Origin of the sequence: Pectobacterium nicotianae (assembly GCF_023272715.1) — a bacterium.
GTDB lineage: Bacteria > Pseudomonadota > Gammaproteobacteria > Enterobacterales > Enterobacteriaceae > Pectobacterium > Pectobacterium brasiliense.
The window spans coordinates 847,051-863,025 of sequence record NZ_CP096821.1; the positions used below are offsets into that span (position 1 = coordinate 847,051).

The 15,975-nt window shown below is 52.2% G+C and carries 16 protein-coding genes; 7 read left to right on the top strand and 9 right to left on the bottom strand.

All coding sequences use genetic code 11. From position 1 onward, the window contains the following. Positions 1-87 precede the first annotated feature (87 nt). The 5 genes from MYB54_RS03755 (at position 88) to MYB54_RS03775 (ending at position 5,604) form a co-directional block, all read left to right on the top strand. Positions 88-855, top strand: a complete 768-nt coding sequence (locus MYB54_RS03755; protein ID WP_014916548.1) for an FCD domain-containing protein — start codon at positions 88-90, stop codon at positions 853-855. Positions 856-857: 2 nt separating this feature from the next. After that, positions 858-1,331, top strand: coding sequence for a GNAT family N-acetyltransferase (locus tag MYB54_RS03760; protein ID WP_248721528.1), 474 nt, complete (start codon positions 858-860; stop codon positions 1,329-1,331). Between the two features lie 405 nt (positions 1,332-1,736). Further along, the gene (aas, locus tag MYB54_RS03765; protein ID WP_039549646.1) at positions 1,737-3,908 is read left to right on the top strand and encodes a bifunctional acyl-ACP--phospholipid O-acyltransferase/long-chain-fatty-acid--ACP ligase; all 2,172 of its coding nucleotides are present in this window, start codon (positions 1,737-1,739) and stop codon (positions 3,906-3,908) included. Beyond that, positions 3,905-5,128 carry a lysophospholipid transporter LplT gene (lplT, locus tag MYB54_RS03770; RefSeq protein WP_014916545.1) on the top strand — a complete coding sequence of 408 codons (1,224 nt, stop codon included), beginning with the start codon at positions 3,905-3,907 and terminating at the stop codon, positions 5,126-5,128. Before aas ends, lplT begins: the two co-directional genes overlap by 4 nt. A 20-nt stretch (positions 5,129-5,148) precedes the next feature. Beyond that, positions 5,149-5,604, top strand: a complete 456-nt coding sequence (locus tag MYB54_RS03775) for a GNAT family N-acetyltransferase (protein WP_039558290.1) — start codon at positions 5,149-5,151, stop codon at positions 5,602-5,604. A 93-nt stretch (positions 5,605-5,697) separates the two neighbouring features. On the opposite strand, the gene MYB54_RS03780 is transcribed toward MYB54_RS03775, so the two are convergent. Further along, a complete protein-coding gene (locus MYB54_RS03780) occupies positions 5,698-5,826 on the bottom strand; it encodes an entericidin A/B family lipoprotein (RefSeq protein WP_010279129.1) in 129 nt (42 codons plus the stop codon). A gap of 431 nt (positions 5,827-6,257) precedes the next feature. On the opposite strand from MYB54_RS03780, the gene MYB54_RS03785 reads away from it, so the two are divergent. Further along, positions 6,258-7,745, top strand: a complete 1,488-nt coding sequence (locus MYB54_RS03785) for a P-loop ATPase, Sll1717 family (protein WP_248721529.1) — start codon at positions 6,258-6,260, stop codon at positions 7,743-7,745. Between the two features lie 267 nt (positions 7,746-8,012). Here the strand turns inward: MYB54_RS03785 and MYB54_RS03790 are convergent, their stop codons facing one another. From MYB54_RS03790 to MYB54_RS03820, 7 genes are all read right to left on the bottom strand, one after another. Continuing rightward, positions 8,013-8,276 carry a type II toxin-antitoxin system ParD family antitoxin gene (locus MYB54_RS03790; RefSeq protein ID WP_228376632.1) on the bottom strand — a complete coding sequence of 88 codons (264 nt, stop codon included), beginning with the start codon at positions 8,274-8,276 and terminating at the stop codon, positions 8,013-8,015. A gap of 225 nt (positions 8,277-8,501) precedes the next feature. Beyond that, positions 8,502-9,644 carry a radical SAM family heme chaperone HemW gene (gene hemW / locus MYB54_RS03795; protein ID WP_100018222.1) on the bottom strand — a complete coding sequence of 381 codons (1,143 nt, stop codon included), beginning with the start codon at positions 9,642-9,644 and terminating at the stop codon, positions 8,502-8,504. Then, positions 9,637-10,230 (bottom strand): XTP/dITP diphosphatase, encoded by a 594-nt coding sequence (locus MYB54_RS03800; protein ID WP_014916538.1) that lies wholly within the window; start codon positions 10,228-10,230, stop codon positions 9,637-9,639. Before MYB54_RS03800 ends, hemW begins: the two co-directional genes overlap by 8 nt. Before the next feature lie 17 nt (positions 10,231-10,247). After that, a complete protein-coding gene (gene yggU / locus MYB54_RS03805) occupies positions 10,248-10,538 on the bottom strand; it encodes a DUF167 family protein YggU (protein WP_010279110.1) in 291 nt (96 codons plus the stop codon). After that, positions 10,535-11,089, bottom strand: coding sequence for a YggT family protein (locus tag MYB54_RS03810; protein WP_010295003.1), 555 nt, complete (start codon positions 11,087-11,089; stop codon positions 10,535-10,537). The genes yggU and MYB54_RS03810 overlap by 4 nt, the downstream gene beginning before the upstream one ends. A gap of 48 nt (positions 11,090-11,137) precedes the next feature. Further along, positions 11,138-11,959: a pyrroline-5-carboxylate reductase gene (gene proC / locus MYB54_RS03815; RefSeq protein WP_039498040.1), complete on the bottom strand. Its 822-nt coding sequence runs from the start codon at positions 11,957-11,959 to the stop codon at positions 11,138-11,140. Positions 11,960-12,053: 94 nt separating this feature from the next. Beyond that, a complete protein-coding gene (locus MYB54_RS03820; RefSeq protein ID WP_039517028.1) occupies positions 12,054-12,767 on the bottom strand; it encodes a YggS family pyridoxal phosphate-dependent enzyme in 714 nt (237 codons plus the stop codon). A gap of 20 nt (positions 12,768-12,787) precedes the next feature. Between MYB54_RS03820 and MYB54_RS03825 the strand changes: the two genes are divergently transcribed. Further along, the gene (locus MYB54_RS03825) at positions 12,788-13,804 is read left to right on the top strand and encodes a type IV pilus twitching motility protein PilT (RefSeq protein WP_205594628.1); all 1,017 of its coding nucleotides are present in this window, start codon (positions 12,788-12,790) and stop codon (positions 13,802-13,804) included. On the opposite strand, the gene MYB54_RS03830 is transcribed toward MYB54_RS03825, so the two are convergent. Then, the gene (locus MYB54_RS03830) at positions 13,773-15,605 is read right to left on the bottom strand and encodes a sensor domain-containing diguanylate cyclase (RefSeq protein WP_104212826.1); all 1,833 of its coding nucleotides are present in this window, start codon (positions 15,603-15,605) and stop codon (positions 13,773-13,775) included. The two genes, MYB54_RS03825 and MYB54_RS03830, sit on opposite strands and share 32 nt — an antisense overlap. Between the last annotated feature and the right edge of the window lie 370 nt (positions 15,606-15,975).

The window sequence follows — 15,975 nt, forward strand, 5'->3', positions numbered from 1 at the left end:
CCCGCTGCGACGTCAGTACGTGGCTGGGTATATTCGGTGCGGGCCTGACGTCCGCACCTAGGGCGACAGTGCATGTAGGGTGAAAGCGTGGCGAAGGATGTGGTTCTGCAAGAGAAGAAGCAATATCAGGAAATCGGCTGTGATTTGCGTCAGAAGATTCAGTCAGGGGATTACCCCGTCGGATCGCGCCTTCCTCCTGAACGAAATATTGCGGAAACCTATGGCGTTAGCCGGACGATAGTGCGCGAAGCGCTACTGATGCTTGAACTGGAAGGCACGGTCGATATTCGTCAGGGCTCTGGGGTTTATGTCTTGCGTATTCCCGATGAAGACGACGCGGCAGACGGTGCCAAAAATCATATCGGCGCGTTTGAAATGCTACAGGCTCGCCAACTGCTGGAAAGCAACATCGCGGCGTTTGCGGCACGTATGGCAACGCGGGCGGATATCGAAAATCTGCGTAAGACGCTGGAACAAGAGCAGGCCGCGATTGCCGGCAAAGATTACCGTGGCGATTTCGATCGCCTGTTCCATCTGCAAATTGCCGGTGCGACGCAAAACCAGATGCTGCTGGAGACGGTCAGCAATATCTGGGCGTGCCGTGACGATAACGCGCTCTGGCAGCAGCTTTATACGCATGTTGGGACGCAGGGCTATCGCCTGAAATGGTTGGCGGATCATCAGGCTATTCTGGCGGCGCTGCGGCGTCGCGATGTGTCTGGCTCTTATCAGGCGATGTGGCAGCACCTCGAAAACGTCAAAAATACGTTGATGGAAATCTCTGACGCCGATGCACCGGAGTTTGACGGCTATTTGTTTGATTCTGTGCCGATCTTCCAGGGGAAACTGGTGTGATCATGACGGATATTTCTAGCGTGAAGATTGTTTATCTGGCGGATCATCCCCAGCATCAAGAGCAGGTGATCGACTGGATTTGGCAGGCGTTCGGCAGCCAGAACAGCCGGGAATTCTTTGCCAGCGTGGTGCGCAATAGCCTGAATCCTGCGGTGCTGCCGCTGACGTTTATCGCGCTGGAGGGCGAGCGTTTAGTCGGGACGGTGGGACTCTGGCGCTGTGATTTAATCAGCCGACAGGATCTGACGCCCTGGCTGGCATCGCTGTACGTGGAAGAAAGCCAGCGTGACAAAGGGTTAGGTCTGGCGCTGCAACAGCACGTACTGGATTTCTGTCGTCGTCGAGGTTTTGACGATCTCTATTTGTTCGCCACGTTTAGCGGCTATTACGAAAAACACGGCTGGCGTTACATCGGCGATGGGTTGGATTACCCAGATAAAGCCGTGCGCCTGTATCATCAGTCGCTATCACGCTAGAAAACGCGCTAAAAGGCGGCGGCCTTACATGATTCACCAGAATCTTACAGTTGGTTGCACTTATAGAATAACTCTTTCGATTCATCGCTGGTGAAGCGATGCGGCGATCTTTAGAGTTACAAGTCCCAGAGGTATTGATTGGTGATATATCGATGTGCTCTGTACATTGAAACCATTTGATTACACCAACCTACGCGGATGCGTAGGTTTTTTTTTGCCTGAATTTCCCGCTTTCGTTATTTCCAGCCATTTTCATGCGATGTGAATGCTGTGCCGTTGGCAATCTTCACGTTAAGCCGTGTGCCCGTCGCTTGAAGTATGGTGCATATGTAGTATTTTGACGTATCGCCTGGTGGTTTTTGCGTTTCAGCAAGCTGCCCGTTTATCTGTCTATTGGGAGAAGGCATGATTCATACCCTGTTACGTTGGGTGTTCCAGCGTCTGTACCGCATCCGGATCGAGGGCGACAGCAGCCAGTTTCAGCAATCCAAATTGCTCATCACCCCCAATCACGTCTCGTTCCTTGATGGCGTTTTGCTGGCGTTATTCTTACCGATAAAGCCCGTCTTTGCCGTGTACTCCTCCATTTCCGACCGCTGGTTTATGCGCTGGCTGAAGCCGTATATCGATTTCGTGCCGTTAGACCCCACTAAGCCTCTGGCAATCAAAGGGCTGATCAAGGTGATCGAACGCGGCCAGCCCGTCGTGGTTTTCCCTGAAGGGCGCATCAGCGTAACCGGATCGCTGATGAAGATTTACAGCGGCGCGGCGTTTGTCGCGGCGAAATCGGGAGCAACGATTATCCCCGTGCGCATTGATGGCGCAGAGTTCACGCCGTTTGGTCGGCTGGCAGGCGTCTTTAAACGCCGCTGCCTCCCGCAAATTACGATCACCTATTTGCCGCCGACCACGTTGCCGATGCCGGAAGCCAGCAGTGCCAGAGAACGCCGGGCGCTGGCCGGTGAGCATTTACACCAGATTATGATGAAAGCGCGGATGGATACGCGCCCGCAGCACACGCTGTATCAGGCCTTTCTGGCCGCGAGAACCCGTTATGGGCGCTCCTCCCCCAGCATTGCGGACATCTCATTCAATGAAGACAGCTATCAGGGCTTATTGAAAAAATCGCTGGGCGTGTCGCGCATTTTGCAGCGCTTTACCCGCGTCGATGAGCATGTCGGCATGCTGTTGCCCAACGCAACCATTACTGCGGCATCCATCCTGGGCGCATCGCTGCGTAACCGCGTTCCTGCCATGCTGAACTACACCGCTGGCGCGAAAGGGCTACAAAGCGCGATGAAAGCGGCGGGGATTAAAACCATCGTCACGTCTCGCCAGTTTCTTGAAAAGGGCAAGCTAACGGATCTACCGAAGCAGGTCAGCGAGGCCAACTGGGTTTATCTGGAAGATTTGAAAGACACCGTGACGCTGACCGATAAGCTGTGGATCCTGTTTCATCTGCTGTTTCCGGCTCGTGCGATGCTGCCGCAGAAGCCTGACGATGCGGCTATCGTGCTGTTTACCTCCGGTTCCGAGGGGAATCCGAAAGGTGTTGTGCATTCCCATGACAGCCTGCTGGCGAACGTTGAGCAGATTCGTACGGTGGCGGATTTCACGCCGCGCGACCGTTTTATGTCTGCGCTGCCGCTGTTCCATGCGTTTGGCCTGACGGTGGGGCTGTTAACGCCACTGATGACGGGCGCTCGCGTGTTCCTCTATCCCAGCCCGCTGCATTATCGCATCGTGCCGGAGCTGGTTTATGACCAGAACTGTACCGTGCTGTTTGGGACGTCGACGTTCTTAGGCAACTACGCGCGCTTTGCTCATCCGTATGATTTTGCTCGTCTGCGCTATGTGGTTGCCGGGGCGGAAAAGTTGTCTGAAACGACGCGTCAGGTTTGGCAGGATAAATTTGGTATCCGCATTCTGGAAGGCTACGGTGTGACCGAGTGCGCGCCGGTCGTGGCGATCAACGTGCCGATGGCGACAAAAATCCATTCCGTCGGCAAGCTTTTGCCGGAAATCGAATCGCGTTTGATTACGGTGCCGGGCATCACGCGCGGCGGCCGCCTGCAACTACGCGGACCGAATATCATGAAAGGCTATCTGCGGGTGGAAAACCCCGGCGTGCTTGAAGCGCCTGCGGCAGAAAACGCGCAGGGCGAGTTGCAGCAGGGCTGGTATGACACGGGCGATATTGTCGAACTGGATGAAAGAGGCTTCTGCACCATCATCGGCCGCGTGAAGCGCTTTGCCAAGCTGGCGGGGGAGATGGTGTCACTGGAAAGCGTAGAACAGCTGGCGGTGAGGATATCGCCGGAAGCGCAGCATGCGGCCAGTGCGAAAAGTGACAGCAGCAAAGGCGAGGCGCTGGTGCTGTTTACGACGGACAACCAGATAACCCGTGACGCATTGCTCGCACAGGCACGCAGCAGTGGTGTACCGGAACTGGCGGTGCCGCGCGATATTCGCTATGTGAAAGCCTTACCGCTACTCGGCAGCGGCAAGCCTGACTTTGTCACGCTGCGCCAGATGGCCGAAGAACCAGCAACTAACGCGTCGGAGCCGAATGCATGAGTCAACAGACTGAACCCGCGACGCCTTTGCTGTCGCGCAGTATGAGTGCGGTGATTATCGCACAGTTCTTCTCCGCGTTTGGCGATAACGCGCTGCTGTTTGCCACGTTAGCGCTGATCAAACAGCTGGTGTATCCCGACTGGAGCCAGCCGTTTTTGCAGATGGGGTTTGTCGCTGCGTACATCATTCTGGCACCGTTTGTCGGGCAAATTGCGGACAGCTTCTCCAAAGGGCAGGTGATGATGTTCGCCAATACCCTGAAACTGGCAGGTGCGCTGCTGATTTGCGTGGGCGGTAATCCGTTTCTGGGATACACGCTGGTGGGCATTGGCGCTGCGGCTTATTCCCCAGCGAAATACGGCATTCTGGGTGAGATCACGCGCGGCGATCAGTTGGTCAAAGCGAATGGTCTGATGGAAGCCTCGACGATTGCGGCGATCCTGACCGGTTCAGTCGCAGGCGGCGTGCTGGCGGACTGGAACATTTACGGGGCGCTGTCGGTTTGTGCAGTGGCTTACGGCATAGCGCTGGGGGCGAATATGCTGATTCCTCGTCTCAACGCGGCGCGACCGGGGCAGCCGTGGCATCCGGTGCAGATGGCGAGCAGCTTCTTTTCCGCCTGTCGGGTACTGTGGCGCGATGGCGACGCCCGACTCTCGCTGATCGGCACCAGTATGTTCTGGGGTGCAGGCGTGACGCTGCGCTTTCTGCTGGTGCTGTGGGTGCCGCATGCGCTTGGGATTACCGACAATGCTACACCGACGCTGCTTAACGCGATGGTCGCCGTGGGTATCGTGGTGGGAGCCGGTGCGGCTGCGAAGCTGGTAACGCTCGATAGCGTGCGGCGCTGCTTGCCTGCCGGGTTCCTGATTGGCGTAGTGGTGGTGATTTTTACGCTTCAGCACAATCTCATGAGCGCCTATTCCTTGCTGATTCTGCTGGGGGCGCTCGGTGGGTTCTTTATCGTCCCGCTGAATGCGCTGTTGCAGGAGCGTGGGAAGGCTAGCGTCGGTGCGGGGAATGCGATCGCCGTACAGAATTTGGGTGAGAACGGCGCTATGCTGTTAATGCTGGGACTCTATTCTCTGGTGGTGAAACTGGGCGTGTCGGTTATCACCATCGGGATTGGCTTTGGCGTCTTGTTTGCGCTGGCTATTGCACTGCTGTGGGCATGGCTGATTCTGGCTAAGCGCCGCGATCGTTCCACCGGTGCGGAATAAACGAAATAGGAAGGGTAGCAATGAGTCTAATATGGCATGACTGGGATGTGGCAGACCTTAACGTGTATTCACTGCATGACATATTGGCGCTGCGCAATCAGGTATTCGTGGTCGAGCAAACCTGTCCCTATTTGGATATTGATGGCCGCGATCTGGTGGACGGTAATCGCCATATTACGGCGTACCGTGACGGCAAGCTGGCCGCATGCGCTCGGTTGCTAGCGCCCCATCCGAACAACGATGTGGTGACGATTGGGCGCGTGATTGTCGCGCCGCATGCCCGCGGGCAACATCTGGGGCACCAGTTGATGGAACACACGCTGATTGCCTGCGCACGCCACTGGCCGCAAAAGCATCTTTTCCTGTCCGCGCAGGCCCATTTGCAAACGTTCTACGGCGCGTTCGGCTTTGTGGCGACCGGTGATGAATATGACGAAGACGGCATTCCGCATATTGATATGCTGTCGGCGTTCTGAGGGTTATTGAACCAACTGCGGAAAGCGTAGGGATCGCGGCTAAACGAAAAAACCGGCTGATGTATGGCCGGTTTTTTGTCATTTGACGGAAGGTTAGCTGGCGGCGTGAGAAATTTTGCTACCCAGTTTCTGCACATCCTGGCCAAAGCCGCGCGTGGTGTTACAGCCGCTCAATGCTGCCGTGACCAGCAGCGCTACTACGATTGTTGTTATACGTTTCATCATCGTTACCCGCAGGTGGTTGATAAACAGAGCGTGATAGGTTTCTACTGTGTCATAACCGCAGGTAAAAATTCAATCCTCGATAGCGCTGAACCGGCTGATATTGTTTGAGATTATGTTGCGGCTTATGCATATTAGCTTAGTGTTGATCTAGCGCTGTTACAGCGCAGAGCTAAATTTAATCTGACAGTCGCCTCTACTGGGAGCGGACGTTGTGTGGCGTTTTAGATATGTGAGTCAGTTGTAAAGACGACGATGGTCTTTGTTAATATCTACGATAAATCCATACTTACAGCAATAATATCAAAACAGTGAGAAAATAAAGCCAAAGTCTCTAAACTTAGAAATAAATCAAAAAAAACTTGCCACATGACACTACTTGCCTTTATTTTTAGAGAAAATATCAATCTTTAAATTTTCGTGAGGTATATATGGATATCAAGGATTGGCTTCCAGAATTTCAAGTTTCGGCTGAAACAGATCGAGATCTGCAGACTTACTTTTTTAAACTCCCCGCTATTAAAGATATTATTGAAAGTAGGGCTTGGCTGGTTCTTGGAAGAAAGGGGACGGGGAAAACCGCAATTTATGAACATATTAGGCGAGGAAATCCAACGAATCTTAATGGGTTTAATTCAGTATGCTTAAATTTCAGTGATTATCCTTGGCCTGCGCATCAACTTTACAAGGATGCAATGGCTGGTGAGCTATCTGCTTACCAGAAAAGTTGGATGTATCTTTTTTACATTAAGGCACTTTCTAAGCTTATTGAAATAAAAAACACCAAAAAAGAACAACTGAACAAAGATTTGAAATGGGCTGATAAATATATAAAAACTATTTTTGGAAGCCCAGATCCAACTCTAAGAGAGGTCCTTTTTTCTAAAGTTACCCGATTAAAGACTATTAAAGGACCAAGTGCAAGTCTTGAAGATATATCGCTTGACGTTGGCGAGGTTTCATTAGAGGAAATAGCGGAAAACTCACAACTTAAACAGAAGCTTAGATCAAATGCTTTCACTCTTTTAGTTCATTTTGAAAAAGTATTTAAAGATAATGTGGGAGATAATAAAATAATAATCGCATTAGACCAGTTAGACGAAAATTGGTTGGAAGGTCAAATTGAAGAATATAGTAAAGTTCTAATAAACCTGCTTAATGTATGTAGAAATATCTCTTCCGATGAAAATCTTTCTGATAAATTAAAAGTAATACCATTCTTACGCACAGATATTTATCATTCTTTGAAATTTAATGATAAAAATAAATTGCTTCAAGACAGCGCGATTATCATATCGTGGGACGAAAACAATCTCAATGATATGTACTATGAAAGGATAAAGAAATATAAACCTCAAGAGGTTACTTTAGGGGACGAAAAGGACAGGTCTGGGAAAGCATTTGAAGTCTCGTTTGTCAGACAAGGTACACCTCCCTTTAAATATATATGTCGCCGTTCTTTTTTCAGACCTAGAGATATAATTGTATACTTTAATAAAATACGATCCTGCCATAATAAAAATAATTCTGGGCTTTACACATCCAATGAGTTATATGAGGCTGACCGTGAGGCATCTATTAGTGTATATAATGAAGTGATTGATGAATGGTCTAATCAGTTTCCTGAGATAGAAAACTTACTTACCGTACTTCAAACCATTCAGGTAGAAACGTTTGACTATAACGATTTTTCTGAAAAATGCAGGGATGAATTTGCAGGAATTACTGACAGTGTTATACGTCAATATATTAACTTTCTTTTCGATAATTCATTGATTGGACAGAAAAAACAAGGTAGATGGGAGTATGTGAGCAGCTTGCATAACCTAAAAATTAATATACAGAATGAATTTAGGACACATCATGCATTAAAATACAGGCTGCATTTAATTGAAAGTCGACCCAGTCAAAATATTTAATGGCTAATACACCATTATCCATTAAGGTGGTGGTGTTTCTTATATAATCTCAATTAATTCTCAAGATCGCATGAGCAAACCTTTCTCATTTCCGCTTTTACCCAATGCAGCCAGTCCGATGTGATTGTGCTCTGTCCGCGAAAACTGACAGTTCAAGTCTGAGCTAATGCACTTATGCTCGCAGAAAATGGCTCATATCCACTTAAGGTGCTGCACAATGTTCTGCAACTGATGAAGTATTCGGACAACAGCGGCGTTAGCTTGATTTTATCGGGTGGTCGTTCGCGTCCTGTTTCTGATTTTTTGCAAGAACTCATCTTTATTCCACTCCTGTGGCTCTCCGCTGTTTATCCCTTCAGCGATTAACTGACGCAGCGTTTGCAGATCTGACTCCGCCTGTTTTTCCCGTAGCATTCTCAGTGCTTCCCGAATGACTTCACTTTGCGTTCGGTAATCGCCTGATTCCACCAGCGATTCCACGTAATGACGAAGTTCATCTCCAAGGTCAATTGTCATGGTTCTGGCCATCATGCCTCCGGTACTCAGATGTAAGATTTGTTCTTATCAGAAGCCTGTAGCGTACTTAACGATGGCATCGTCGTCCAGCACAAGGAAAAAGGATTTTCATGCTGCGTGCAAATGGCGCGTGATGGAAAAGGGAGGCGGCTCGACATAAGCGCTGTAAGCATTGCAAAAGGAGAGATAGGGTGGGAAGCGGTGGGCAGGTTTTCTGTGATAAACCTGCCCACGGAATGATTATTCTTCTTCCGCCAGAAACAGCTCCAGCAGGGAGTTTAGAAATAGTTTGCCGTGCTCGGTGATTTGCCAGTGCGTAGCGGTTTCCGTCAGGTAACCTTGCGCCAATGCCTGATCCAACTGCGGGCGGATGCCGTGCTCTTCCAGACCGGTGTACGCCGTGAAATCCGCGCGCGGAGCGGCTTCCAGCAGGCGAAAGCGGTTCATGAAGAACTCAAAAGGCCGATCGTCGTTGGCGACGTCGTGCTGTTTATCCAGATACGTGCCCTGCATATAGCCACGCGGATGACGGACTTTGACCGTGCGCAGAATGCGGCCGTCGCTGAAGGTCAGCTTGCCGTGCGCCCCGCAGCCAATTCCCAAATAGTCACCGAAGCGCCAGTAGTTCAGGTTGTGCTGACACTGATAGCCCGGTTTGGCATAGGCAGAGGTTTCATATTGCTGGTAACCGGCGGCGCTCAGTAGCGCGTGGCCCTGCTCGTAGATGTCCCACAGCGCGTCGTCGTCCGGCAGTGTCGGCGGGCGCGAGCTAAACAGCGTATTGGGCTCGATGGTGAGCTGATACCACGATAAATGCGGTGGATTGAGCGCAATCGCCTGACGCAGGTCGTCCAGCGCTTCGTCCAGCGATTGATCCGGCAAGCCGTGCATCAGATCCAGATTAAAACTGCGTAATCCCAGACCGGTCGCCAGATGCGCGGCGCGTTTGGCCTCGTCCGGCCCGTGAATACGCCCTAAGCGCGTCAGCTTTTGCGGATCGAAACTCTGCACGCCGATGGAGATACGGTTAATCCCCGCACGCTGATAGCCGCTGAAACGATCGGCTTCAACCGTACCGGGGTTGGCTTCCATCGTAATTTCGGCGTCCGGCGTTAACGGAATTCTTGCCCGAACGCCGTCGAGCAGCGCCTGCATCGCTTCCGCGCTCAGCAGGCTGGGCGTACCGCCGCCGATAAAGATCGAGTGCAGCTCACGACCGCTCGCCAGCGGCAAATCGGCATCCAAATCCGCCAGCAGGTGATCGACATATTCCTGATGCGGTACGTCGCCTTTCAGCGCGTGAGAGTTGAAGTCGCAATACGGACATTTCTGTACGCACCACGGAATATGGATGTACAGGCTGAGCGGGGGAAGCTTAAGCATTGCGTAGCGCATCCAGCAGCAGGCGCAGCGCCTGACCGCGGTGAGATTGTGCGTTCTTCTCTTCACGCGTCAGTTCCGCTGCCGTTTTACCCAGCTCTGGCACGAAGAAGATCGGATCATAGCCGAAGCCGCCGCTGCCCGCCGCTTCATGCGTCAGCACACCCTGCCAGCTACCGTGGCAGACAATCGGCGTCGGGTCTTCCGCGTGGCGCAGATACACCAACACGCAGTGGAAGCTGGCGCGGCGCTGTTCGTCCGGTACGTCTTTTAGTGTCAGCAGCAGCTTATCCAGATTTTGCTGGTCGCTGGCATCCACGCCCGCGTAGCGTGCCGAGTAAATGCCCGGCGCGCCGCCCAGCGCATCGACAGCCAGACCGGAATCATCGGCAATGGCTGGCAGTCCCGTGATGTGCGCCGCATGACGTGCTTTCAGGATGGCGTTTTCGATGAAGGTCAGGCCGGTTTCTTCGGCGGAATCCACGCCCAGTTCGGTCTGCGCCACAATGTCCAGACCGAAATCGGCCAGCAAGCTGGCGAGCTCGCGCACTTTACCGGGGTTTCCGGTAGCCAAAACCACTTTTTGCATCGTCTTGTCCTGCGTGTTTATTCAATGAAGTCCGCGACGTCAGCCGGGATGTGTTGCGGATGGGTAATTCTAATCTGTTTATGCCGCCCGAGTTCGCCTTTTTCAATCACGACCAGACTCTTGGCGACCCGAAACTGTTTGGCGAGAAATTTGGTCAGATGGGCGTTGGCTTGCCCATCCACCGGTGGTGCGGTGATGGCGACTTTTAGCTCGTCGCCATGCAAACCCACGATCTGATCCCGGCTGGCTTTCGGCTGAATATACAGCCGAATCACCAGCGCATCGCCGTGGCGGGTAATGGCACTCACAGCAGGAACCACAGTCCCGGGAACAGGTCCATGCCCAGATAGTTGAGCATATACAGAATCAGAATCACGGCCATCGCAGAGAAATCAATGCCGCCCATGACTGGAATAATGCGGCGGAGTGGTGCCATTAGCGGTTCAGTCAACTGGTGCAGCAGATATTCGATTGGGCTACGGCCCTGACTGACCCAGCTCATGATGGAACGGATGATGATGACCCAGAAAACCAGGTATCCCGCGGATTTAATCAGCGAAATCAGCCCGACTAGCAGGTTCATTGGGCTAAGGGAAATCGCGCCAACCTGAATCAACAACAGTAACGGGTATTTGATCGTCGTGAGAATAAAGGCCAGCAGCAGTGAGGCGCTGTCAATTGGCCCTAACGACGGCAGAATGCGGCGCAGCGGCCCGACAATCGGCTGGGTGATTTTGACGACAAACTGCGACAACGGGTTATAGAAATCGCTGCGTGACCACTGCATCCAGATGCGCAGCAGCAGGACCATTACATAGAGGTCGACCAGCGTTTTGACCAGAAAAGTCAGGGTGAGCATAAGTACGTCTTTTCCTTATAAGATAAAGAATCGGGGAACCCGCTGTGGTTAAAAAAGCGTTTCCATTTCCTGTGCGCGAGCAATTGCCGCCTGCATGGCCTCGGCCACGGTTTGCGCCAACTGCTGTTCGTTAAATACCCGCAAAGCTTCTGCCGTGGTGCCGCCCTTGGAGGTGACATTCTCCCGCAGGGTCGACAGCGGCGTATCCGGATTGGCTTCAACCAGCGCGGCAGCACCGGAAGCGGCCTGCTGCACCAACAGGCGAGCCGTTTCCTGGCTGAACCCCTGACGGATGGCTTCCTGCTGCATCGCTTCCATAAACAGGAAGAAATAGGCCGGTGCGCTGCCCGCCGCGGCGATCACGCCGTTGATACCTTGCTCGCTATCCACCCAGCAAATTTTACCGACGCTCTGCATCAGCTGTGCCGTGAAATCTTTATCAGCCTGACTGACGGAGGCGGGGGCATACATTCCGCTCATGCCTTTGCCGACCAGAGACGGCGTGTTTGGCATAATCCGCACGATATTCAGCGGTTCGCCCAGCAGCGCCTGAAAACGTGCGATGTTGATGCCTGCGGCAATCGACAGCACCAGCTTACCGCTGAAATTGACCTGTTCACGCAGCGGTTCGCAAACCGTTGCCATCATCTGCGGTTTGACGGCCAGCACAATAACGTCCGCTTCCTGAGCGCAGCGGACATTGTCCGCGCTGCTGATCACGCCATACTGTGCAGCCAGCGCATCGCGATTCTTACCCGAAGGCGCGCAGACGCTGATGTGTTGAGCGGGATAACCGCCGTTGACCAATCCGGCGATAATGGCCTGCGCCATGTTTCCGGCACCAATAAACGCTATTTTACGTTGTTGCATCTGCATTATCGCTAATCACCTGTTCCGTTTGTATTCTGTCAAAGATGACGTGCCGTTCAGCGCGTACTCCTGTTTATGGATCTTTTACTGACAGTTAGGCGTTTTTGACTGAATAGTCGCGCGCGCCAAAGATTGCCGTACCAATGCGCACCATCGTGCTGCCGGCGGTAATCGCCGCGCGCATGTCGTCCGTCATCCCCATAGAAAGTGTATCAATATGCGGATAATTTGCGGACAACGTTTGCAACAGCGCGGCCATTTGTTTGAAAACAGCCAACTGCTGCTCGTAATCGGTTTCCGGTGCCGGAATCGCCATCAGGCCACGCAGACGCAGGTTGGGCAGTGCGGCGACGCTGGCGGCAAGCTCTGCTAATTCATCCACCATAATGCCTGATTTGCTCGGTTCGCTGCTGATATTAATCTGCAACAGAACGTTTAACGGCGGCAAGGTGGTCGGGCGCTGTTCGCTCAGACGCTGCGCGATGCGCAGACGATCCACGGTGTGAAACCAGTCAAAATTCTCGGCCACCAGTCGACTTTTATTTGACTGTAGCGGGCCGATAAAGTGCCACTCCAACGGCGTGTCCGGGTGGTTTTTCTGGAAATAATGGATCTTCTCCACGCCTTCCTGGACATAGTTCTCGCCAAACGCCCGTTGCCCTGCCGCAATAGCTTCTTCGATCGCGCTCACAGGTTTGGTTTTACTGACTGCAAGTAGCGTAATTTCTTCTGGTGCCCGTGCGCAATGCGCCGCGGCGGCTGAGATTTGCTGCCGGATGTCCTGTAGATTCTGCTGGATTGTCGTCATGGTTATTCAGGAGGTTATCTATGGAGTTGGATGAGTGGATGGCGCGTAGTGTAAAACATAATGCCTCGGATCTGCACCTTTGTAGCGGTCACCCGCCGGTGCTACGTGTGGACGGGCGGCTACAGCCTGAAAATACCTTACCACGTTTAACGTCGGATCAGGTGGCACAATGGTGCGATGCCTGGCTCGCACCCGCTCAGCGCGAGCAACTGCGGCAGGCTGGTCAGGTGGACGGCGCGCTAATGCTGCCCGATGGACAACGCCTGCGGGTCAATGTATTTCGCCAGCGGGAAGGGCTGTCTGCGGCGCTACGTATTATCCCGTCCGCTCAGCCTTCATTGGCGGCGCTACAGGCACCACCCGTTCTCTCGACGCTGCTGGAGAAACCGAACGGACTGATCCTAGTTACCGGTGCAACGGGGAGCGGTAAATCTACGACGCTGGCGGCCATGCTTGGGGCGTTAAACGACAGCAGCGATCGCCATGTGATTACGCTGGAGGATCCGATCGAGTTTATCCATGCCAGCCGACGTTGCCTGATTCAACAGAGGGAGATTGGTGCACACAGTGCGTCCTTTGCGCAGGCGCTACGGGCCGCATTGCGGGAGGATCCCGATGTCATTCTGCTGGGGGAATTGCGCGATACGGAGACGATTCGGCTGGCGCTGACGGCGGCGGAAACCGGCCATCTGGTGTTGTCGACGCTGCATACACGTAGTGCATCGCAGGCGGTCGATCGTCTGATTGACGTCTTTCCCGGTGAAGAGAAAGCCTATGTTCGTAGCCAGTTAGCTACCTGCTTGCAGGCCGTGGTGACGCAAAGGCTGTTGCCTGCTGCGCAAGGTGGCCGAATTGCGCTTTATGAAGTGCTGACGGCGACGGCGGCGGTCAGTAACCTGATTAGGGAAGGGAAAACGCACCAGCTTCCCGGCCTGATTCAAACCGGAGCCGCTGCGGGAATGCAAACGTTCGAGCAAAGCAACCAGCAGCGCTGTCGGGATGGGCTTATTTCACACAGTTGCGACCTTGCCGTTTAGCCGCATAGAGGTTTTCATCGGCTAACTGAATCCAGTCCTCAACGGAAGCAAGATCGGAACGGTAGACGGCAATGCCTGCACTAATCGTGAAACGCAGATTCTGGCGATCGTATTCCAGCGTATGTTGCTCAATTGCTTGACGAATACGCTCAATCGTTACCACCGCCGTTTGGTAAGAGACGTCTTTTAACAGAATGATGAACTCTTCCCCACCGAGGCGGGCGACCAGATCTTCCTGACGTAGCGACATGCGCATGAGCATCGCCAACTCTTTGAGGACAGCATCGCCAGCCAGATGGCCGTACTGATCGTTAATGCTTTTGAATAAATCGATATCGATAATCGCCAGACAGCCTTTTTCCGTGTGCTGGCTTTGCTGCTTGAGGAGAAAAAAATCGCTGGCCTGTTCGAAGAAGCTACTGCGATTCGGCAGCCCGGTAAGAAAATCATGCCCCGCGTTAAAGCGCAGAGAGGCTTCTATCTGCGTGCGTTCATCCTCCAGCGAACGCGCGTGGATGATGATGCCGAGCGTTTTCACCAGCGGAGCCAATAGCTCGATCATCGTTTGATCGTAACCTTCACGACGGTTGGCTAGTGCGATCATCCCGATCGCTTTGCCGTTGTGGGTGATAGGAATGCCAAGCAGGGAATACAGTGCGGGGTGGATAGGTGGAAGGTCTCGGCCAGCCTTTTGTCTCAGCAGGTTATTGGTGCACACCACCGTATTGTGGGTCACCACGTGGCCAAACAGATTATCCAGCTTACGGAGCCTCAGGCCGCCGTGGGTTCTGCGCTGGTGCCTGTACCAGTTAAGGGTTTCGTCATCCCAGGCAAGGTTGGAGATTGCGGGAAGATAGAGCGACTGGCCGTTTTCATCTTCCTGCAATGTGGCAATGAAGCCGAAGGTGCTGTTGGTGACGCTCAGCAGCCGCTCAAAGACTTTATCGCAGGCGGAAGGCAGATTGTGGTCGAGCAGAAAGCTGTCGTGGACTGACAGCAGGATATCGAGAATGATGCCTTGCTGATGGGCTTTCTTTTCGGTTTCGACGTTTTGCGTGATGTTGTGAGCATATTTAATGATTTTTCTCACATTACCGTCGCTATCCATCACTGGACTGTAGGTCGCCTGTATCCAGAATGAATGGCTGTCTTTGCCCAACTGGTGGAAGCGCCCGCTGATGGGATGGCCGCGATGCAAGGTTTCCCAGAATGTTTGATAGTCGGCTTGTTCGGTATAAAGAGGATCGCAGAGAGACTTGTGGTGCAGGCCGAGAATCTCCTTCCCTTCGTAGCCCGTCAGCATCAGATAGTGTTTATTGACGTGGGTAATATAGCCGTCTTTATCAAACTCGATCACGCCTTGCGAATTCTCAATCGCGTCTAGCTGTGCCCGATGCTCCGACATTAGACGCTTTTCCTGAGTAATATCGAGCGCCAGTTTGATGACGCCAACGCGGCGACCTGAATGATCAATAATGGGCGTATAGGCGGCGTGGAGCCAAATGATGTCTCCTTTTTGGGTTTTCCGTTGGAATTCCCCTGCGTTAATATTCCCTTTAATCACATCGTGCCAGAAGTGGTCATGTTTTTGACGCTGTGCTTCTGGCAGAAAAAGCGTGTGGCTTTTCTGAATAATGTCTTCTTTTTTGTAGCCCAGCATTTTGCAAAAAAGAGGATTGGCTTCAATCAATTTCCCTGCCAGGTCAAATTCGGCGATGGCATAAACGGAATTGAGCGCGTGCAGTTTGGCTTCATTGTCAAACCTGGTAATCAAATCAACATCAACTGACTGATTATTCATGTTTATATTTGCCTATATTCTTTCTGTCTTTACCCTTGATTCGCTGTTGTCAGAGGCATCCGTTTTATCATGATGCCATCTGTGATGTTATCGGGTGATTGGCAGTCCCCTTTTTTTACGCGAAAACCAATGGGTCGAATTAATAAAATAGCGCGCTATTAATTAAATTAATAAATATTATATCGATATATAATTAATAGACTAAAACGCATGATGAATATTACCAATAAGAGATGTCTCTGATTGTCTTTTTATTCAATGTATTGCCGTCATTGATTTTTCCGCTTTCATGCAGAAACTCTATTTATACGCTTATGTGTAAAAACAGAGAATAGCGGTAAAAAAATAATACTCAAATTATCTGAAAGTA

What these genes read in the sequence shown, in the direction of transcription:
- MYB54_RS03760 (WP_248721528.1), top strand. Translation starts at nt 858, where the DNA reads ATGACGGATATTTCTAGCGTGAAGATTGTTTATCTGGCGGATCATCCC.
- aas (WP_039549646.1), top strand. Translation starts at nt 1,737, where the DNA reads ATGATTCATACCCTGTTACGTTGGGTGTTCCAGCGTCTGTACCGCATC.
- lplT (WP_014916545.1), top strand. Translation starts at nt 3,905, where the DNA reads ATGAGTCAACAGACTGAACCCGCGACGCCTTTGCTGTCGCGCAGTATG.
- MYB54_RS03775 (WP_039558290.1), top strand. Translation starts at nt 5,149, where the DNA reads ATGAGTCTAATATGGCATGACTGGGATGTGGCAGACCTTAACGTGTAT.
- MYB54_RS03780 (WP_010279129.1), bottom strand. Translation starts at nt 5,826, where the DNA reads ATGAAACGTATAACAACAATCGTAGTAGCGCTGCTGGTCACGGCAGCA.
- MYB54_RS03785 (WP_248721529.1), top strand. Translation starts at nt 6,258, where the DNA reads ATGGATATCAAGGATTGGCTTCCAGAATTTCAAGTTTCGGCTGAAACA.
- MYB54_RS03790 (WP_228376632.1), bottom strand. Translation starts at nt 8,276, where the DNA reads ATGATGGCCAGAACCATGACAATTGACCTTGGAGATGAACTTCGTCAT.
- hemW (WP_100018222.1), bottom strand. Translation starts at nt 9,644, where the DNA reads ATGCTTAAGCTTCCCCCGCTCAGCCTGTACATCCATATTCCGTGGTGC.
- MYB54_RS03800 (WP_014916538.1), bottom strand. Translation starts at nt 10,230, where the DNA reads ATGCAAAAAGTGGTTTTGGCTACCGGAAACCCCGGTAAAGTGCGCGAG.
- MYB54_RS03810 (WP_010295003.1), bottom strand. Translation starts at nt 11,089, where the DNA reads ATGCTCACCCTGACTTTTCTGGTCAAAACGCTGGTCGACCTCTATGTA.
- proC (WP_039498040.1), bottom strand. Translation starts at nt 11,959, where the DNA reads ATGCAACAACGTAAAATAGCGTTTATTGGTGCCGGAAACATGGCGCAG.
- MYB54_RS03820 (WP_039517028.1), bottom strand. Translation starts at nt 12,767, where the DNA reads ATGACGACAATCCAGCAGAATCTACAGGACATCCGGCAGCAAATCTCA.
- MYB54_RS03825 (WP_205594628.1), top strand. Translation starts at nt 12,788, where the DNA reads ATGGAGTTGGATGAGTGGATGGCGCGTAGTGTAAAACATAATGCCTCG.
- MYB54_RS03830 (WP_104212826.1), bottom strand. Translation starts at nt 15,605, where the DNA reads ATGAATAATCAGTCAGTTGATGTTGATTTGATTACCAGGTTTGACAAT.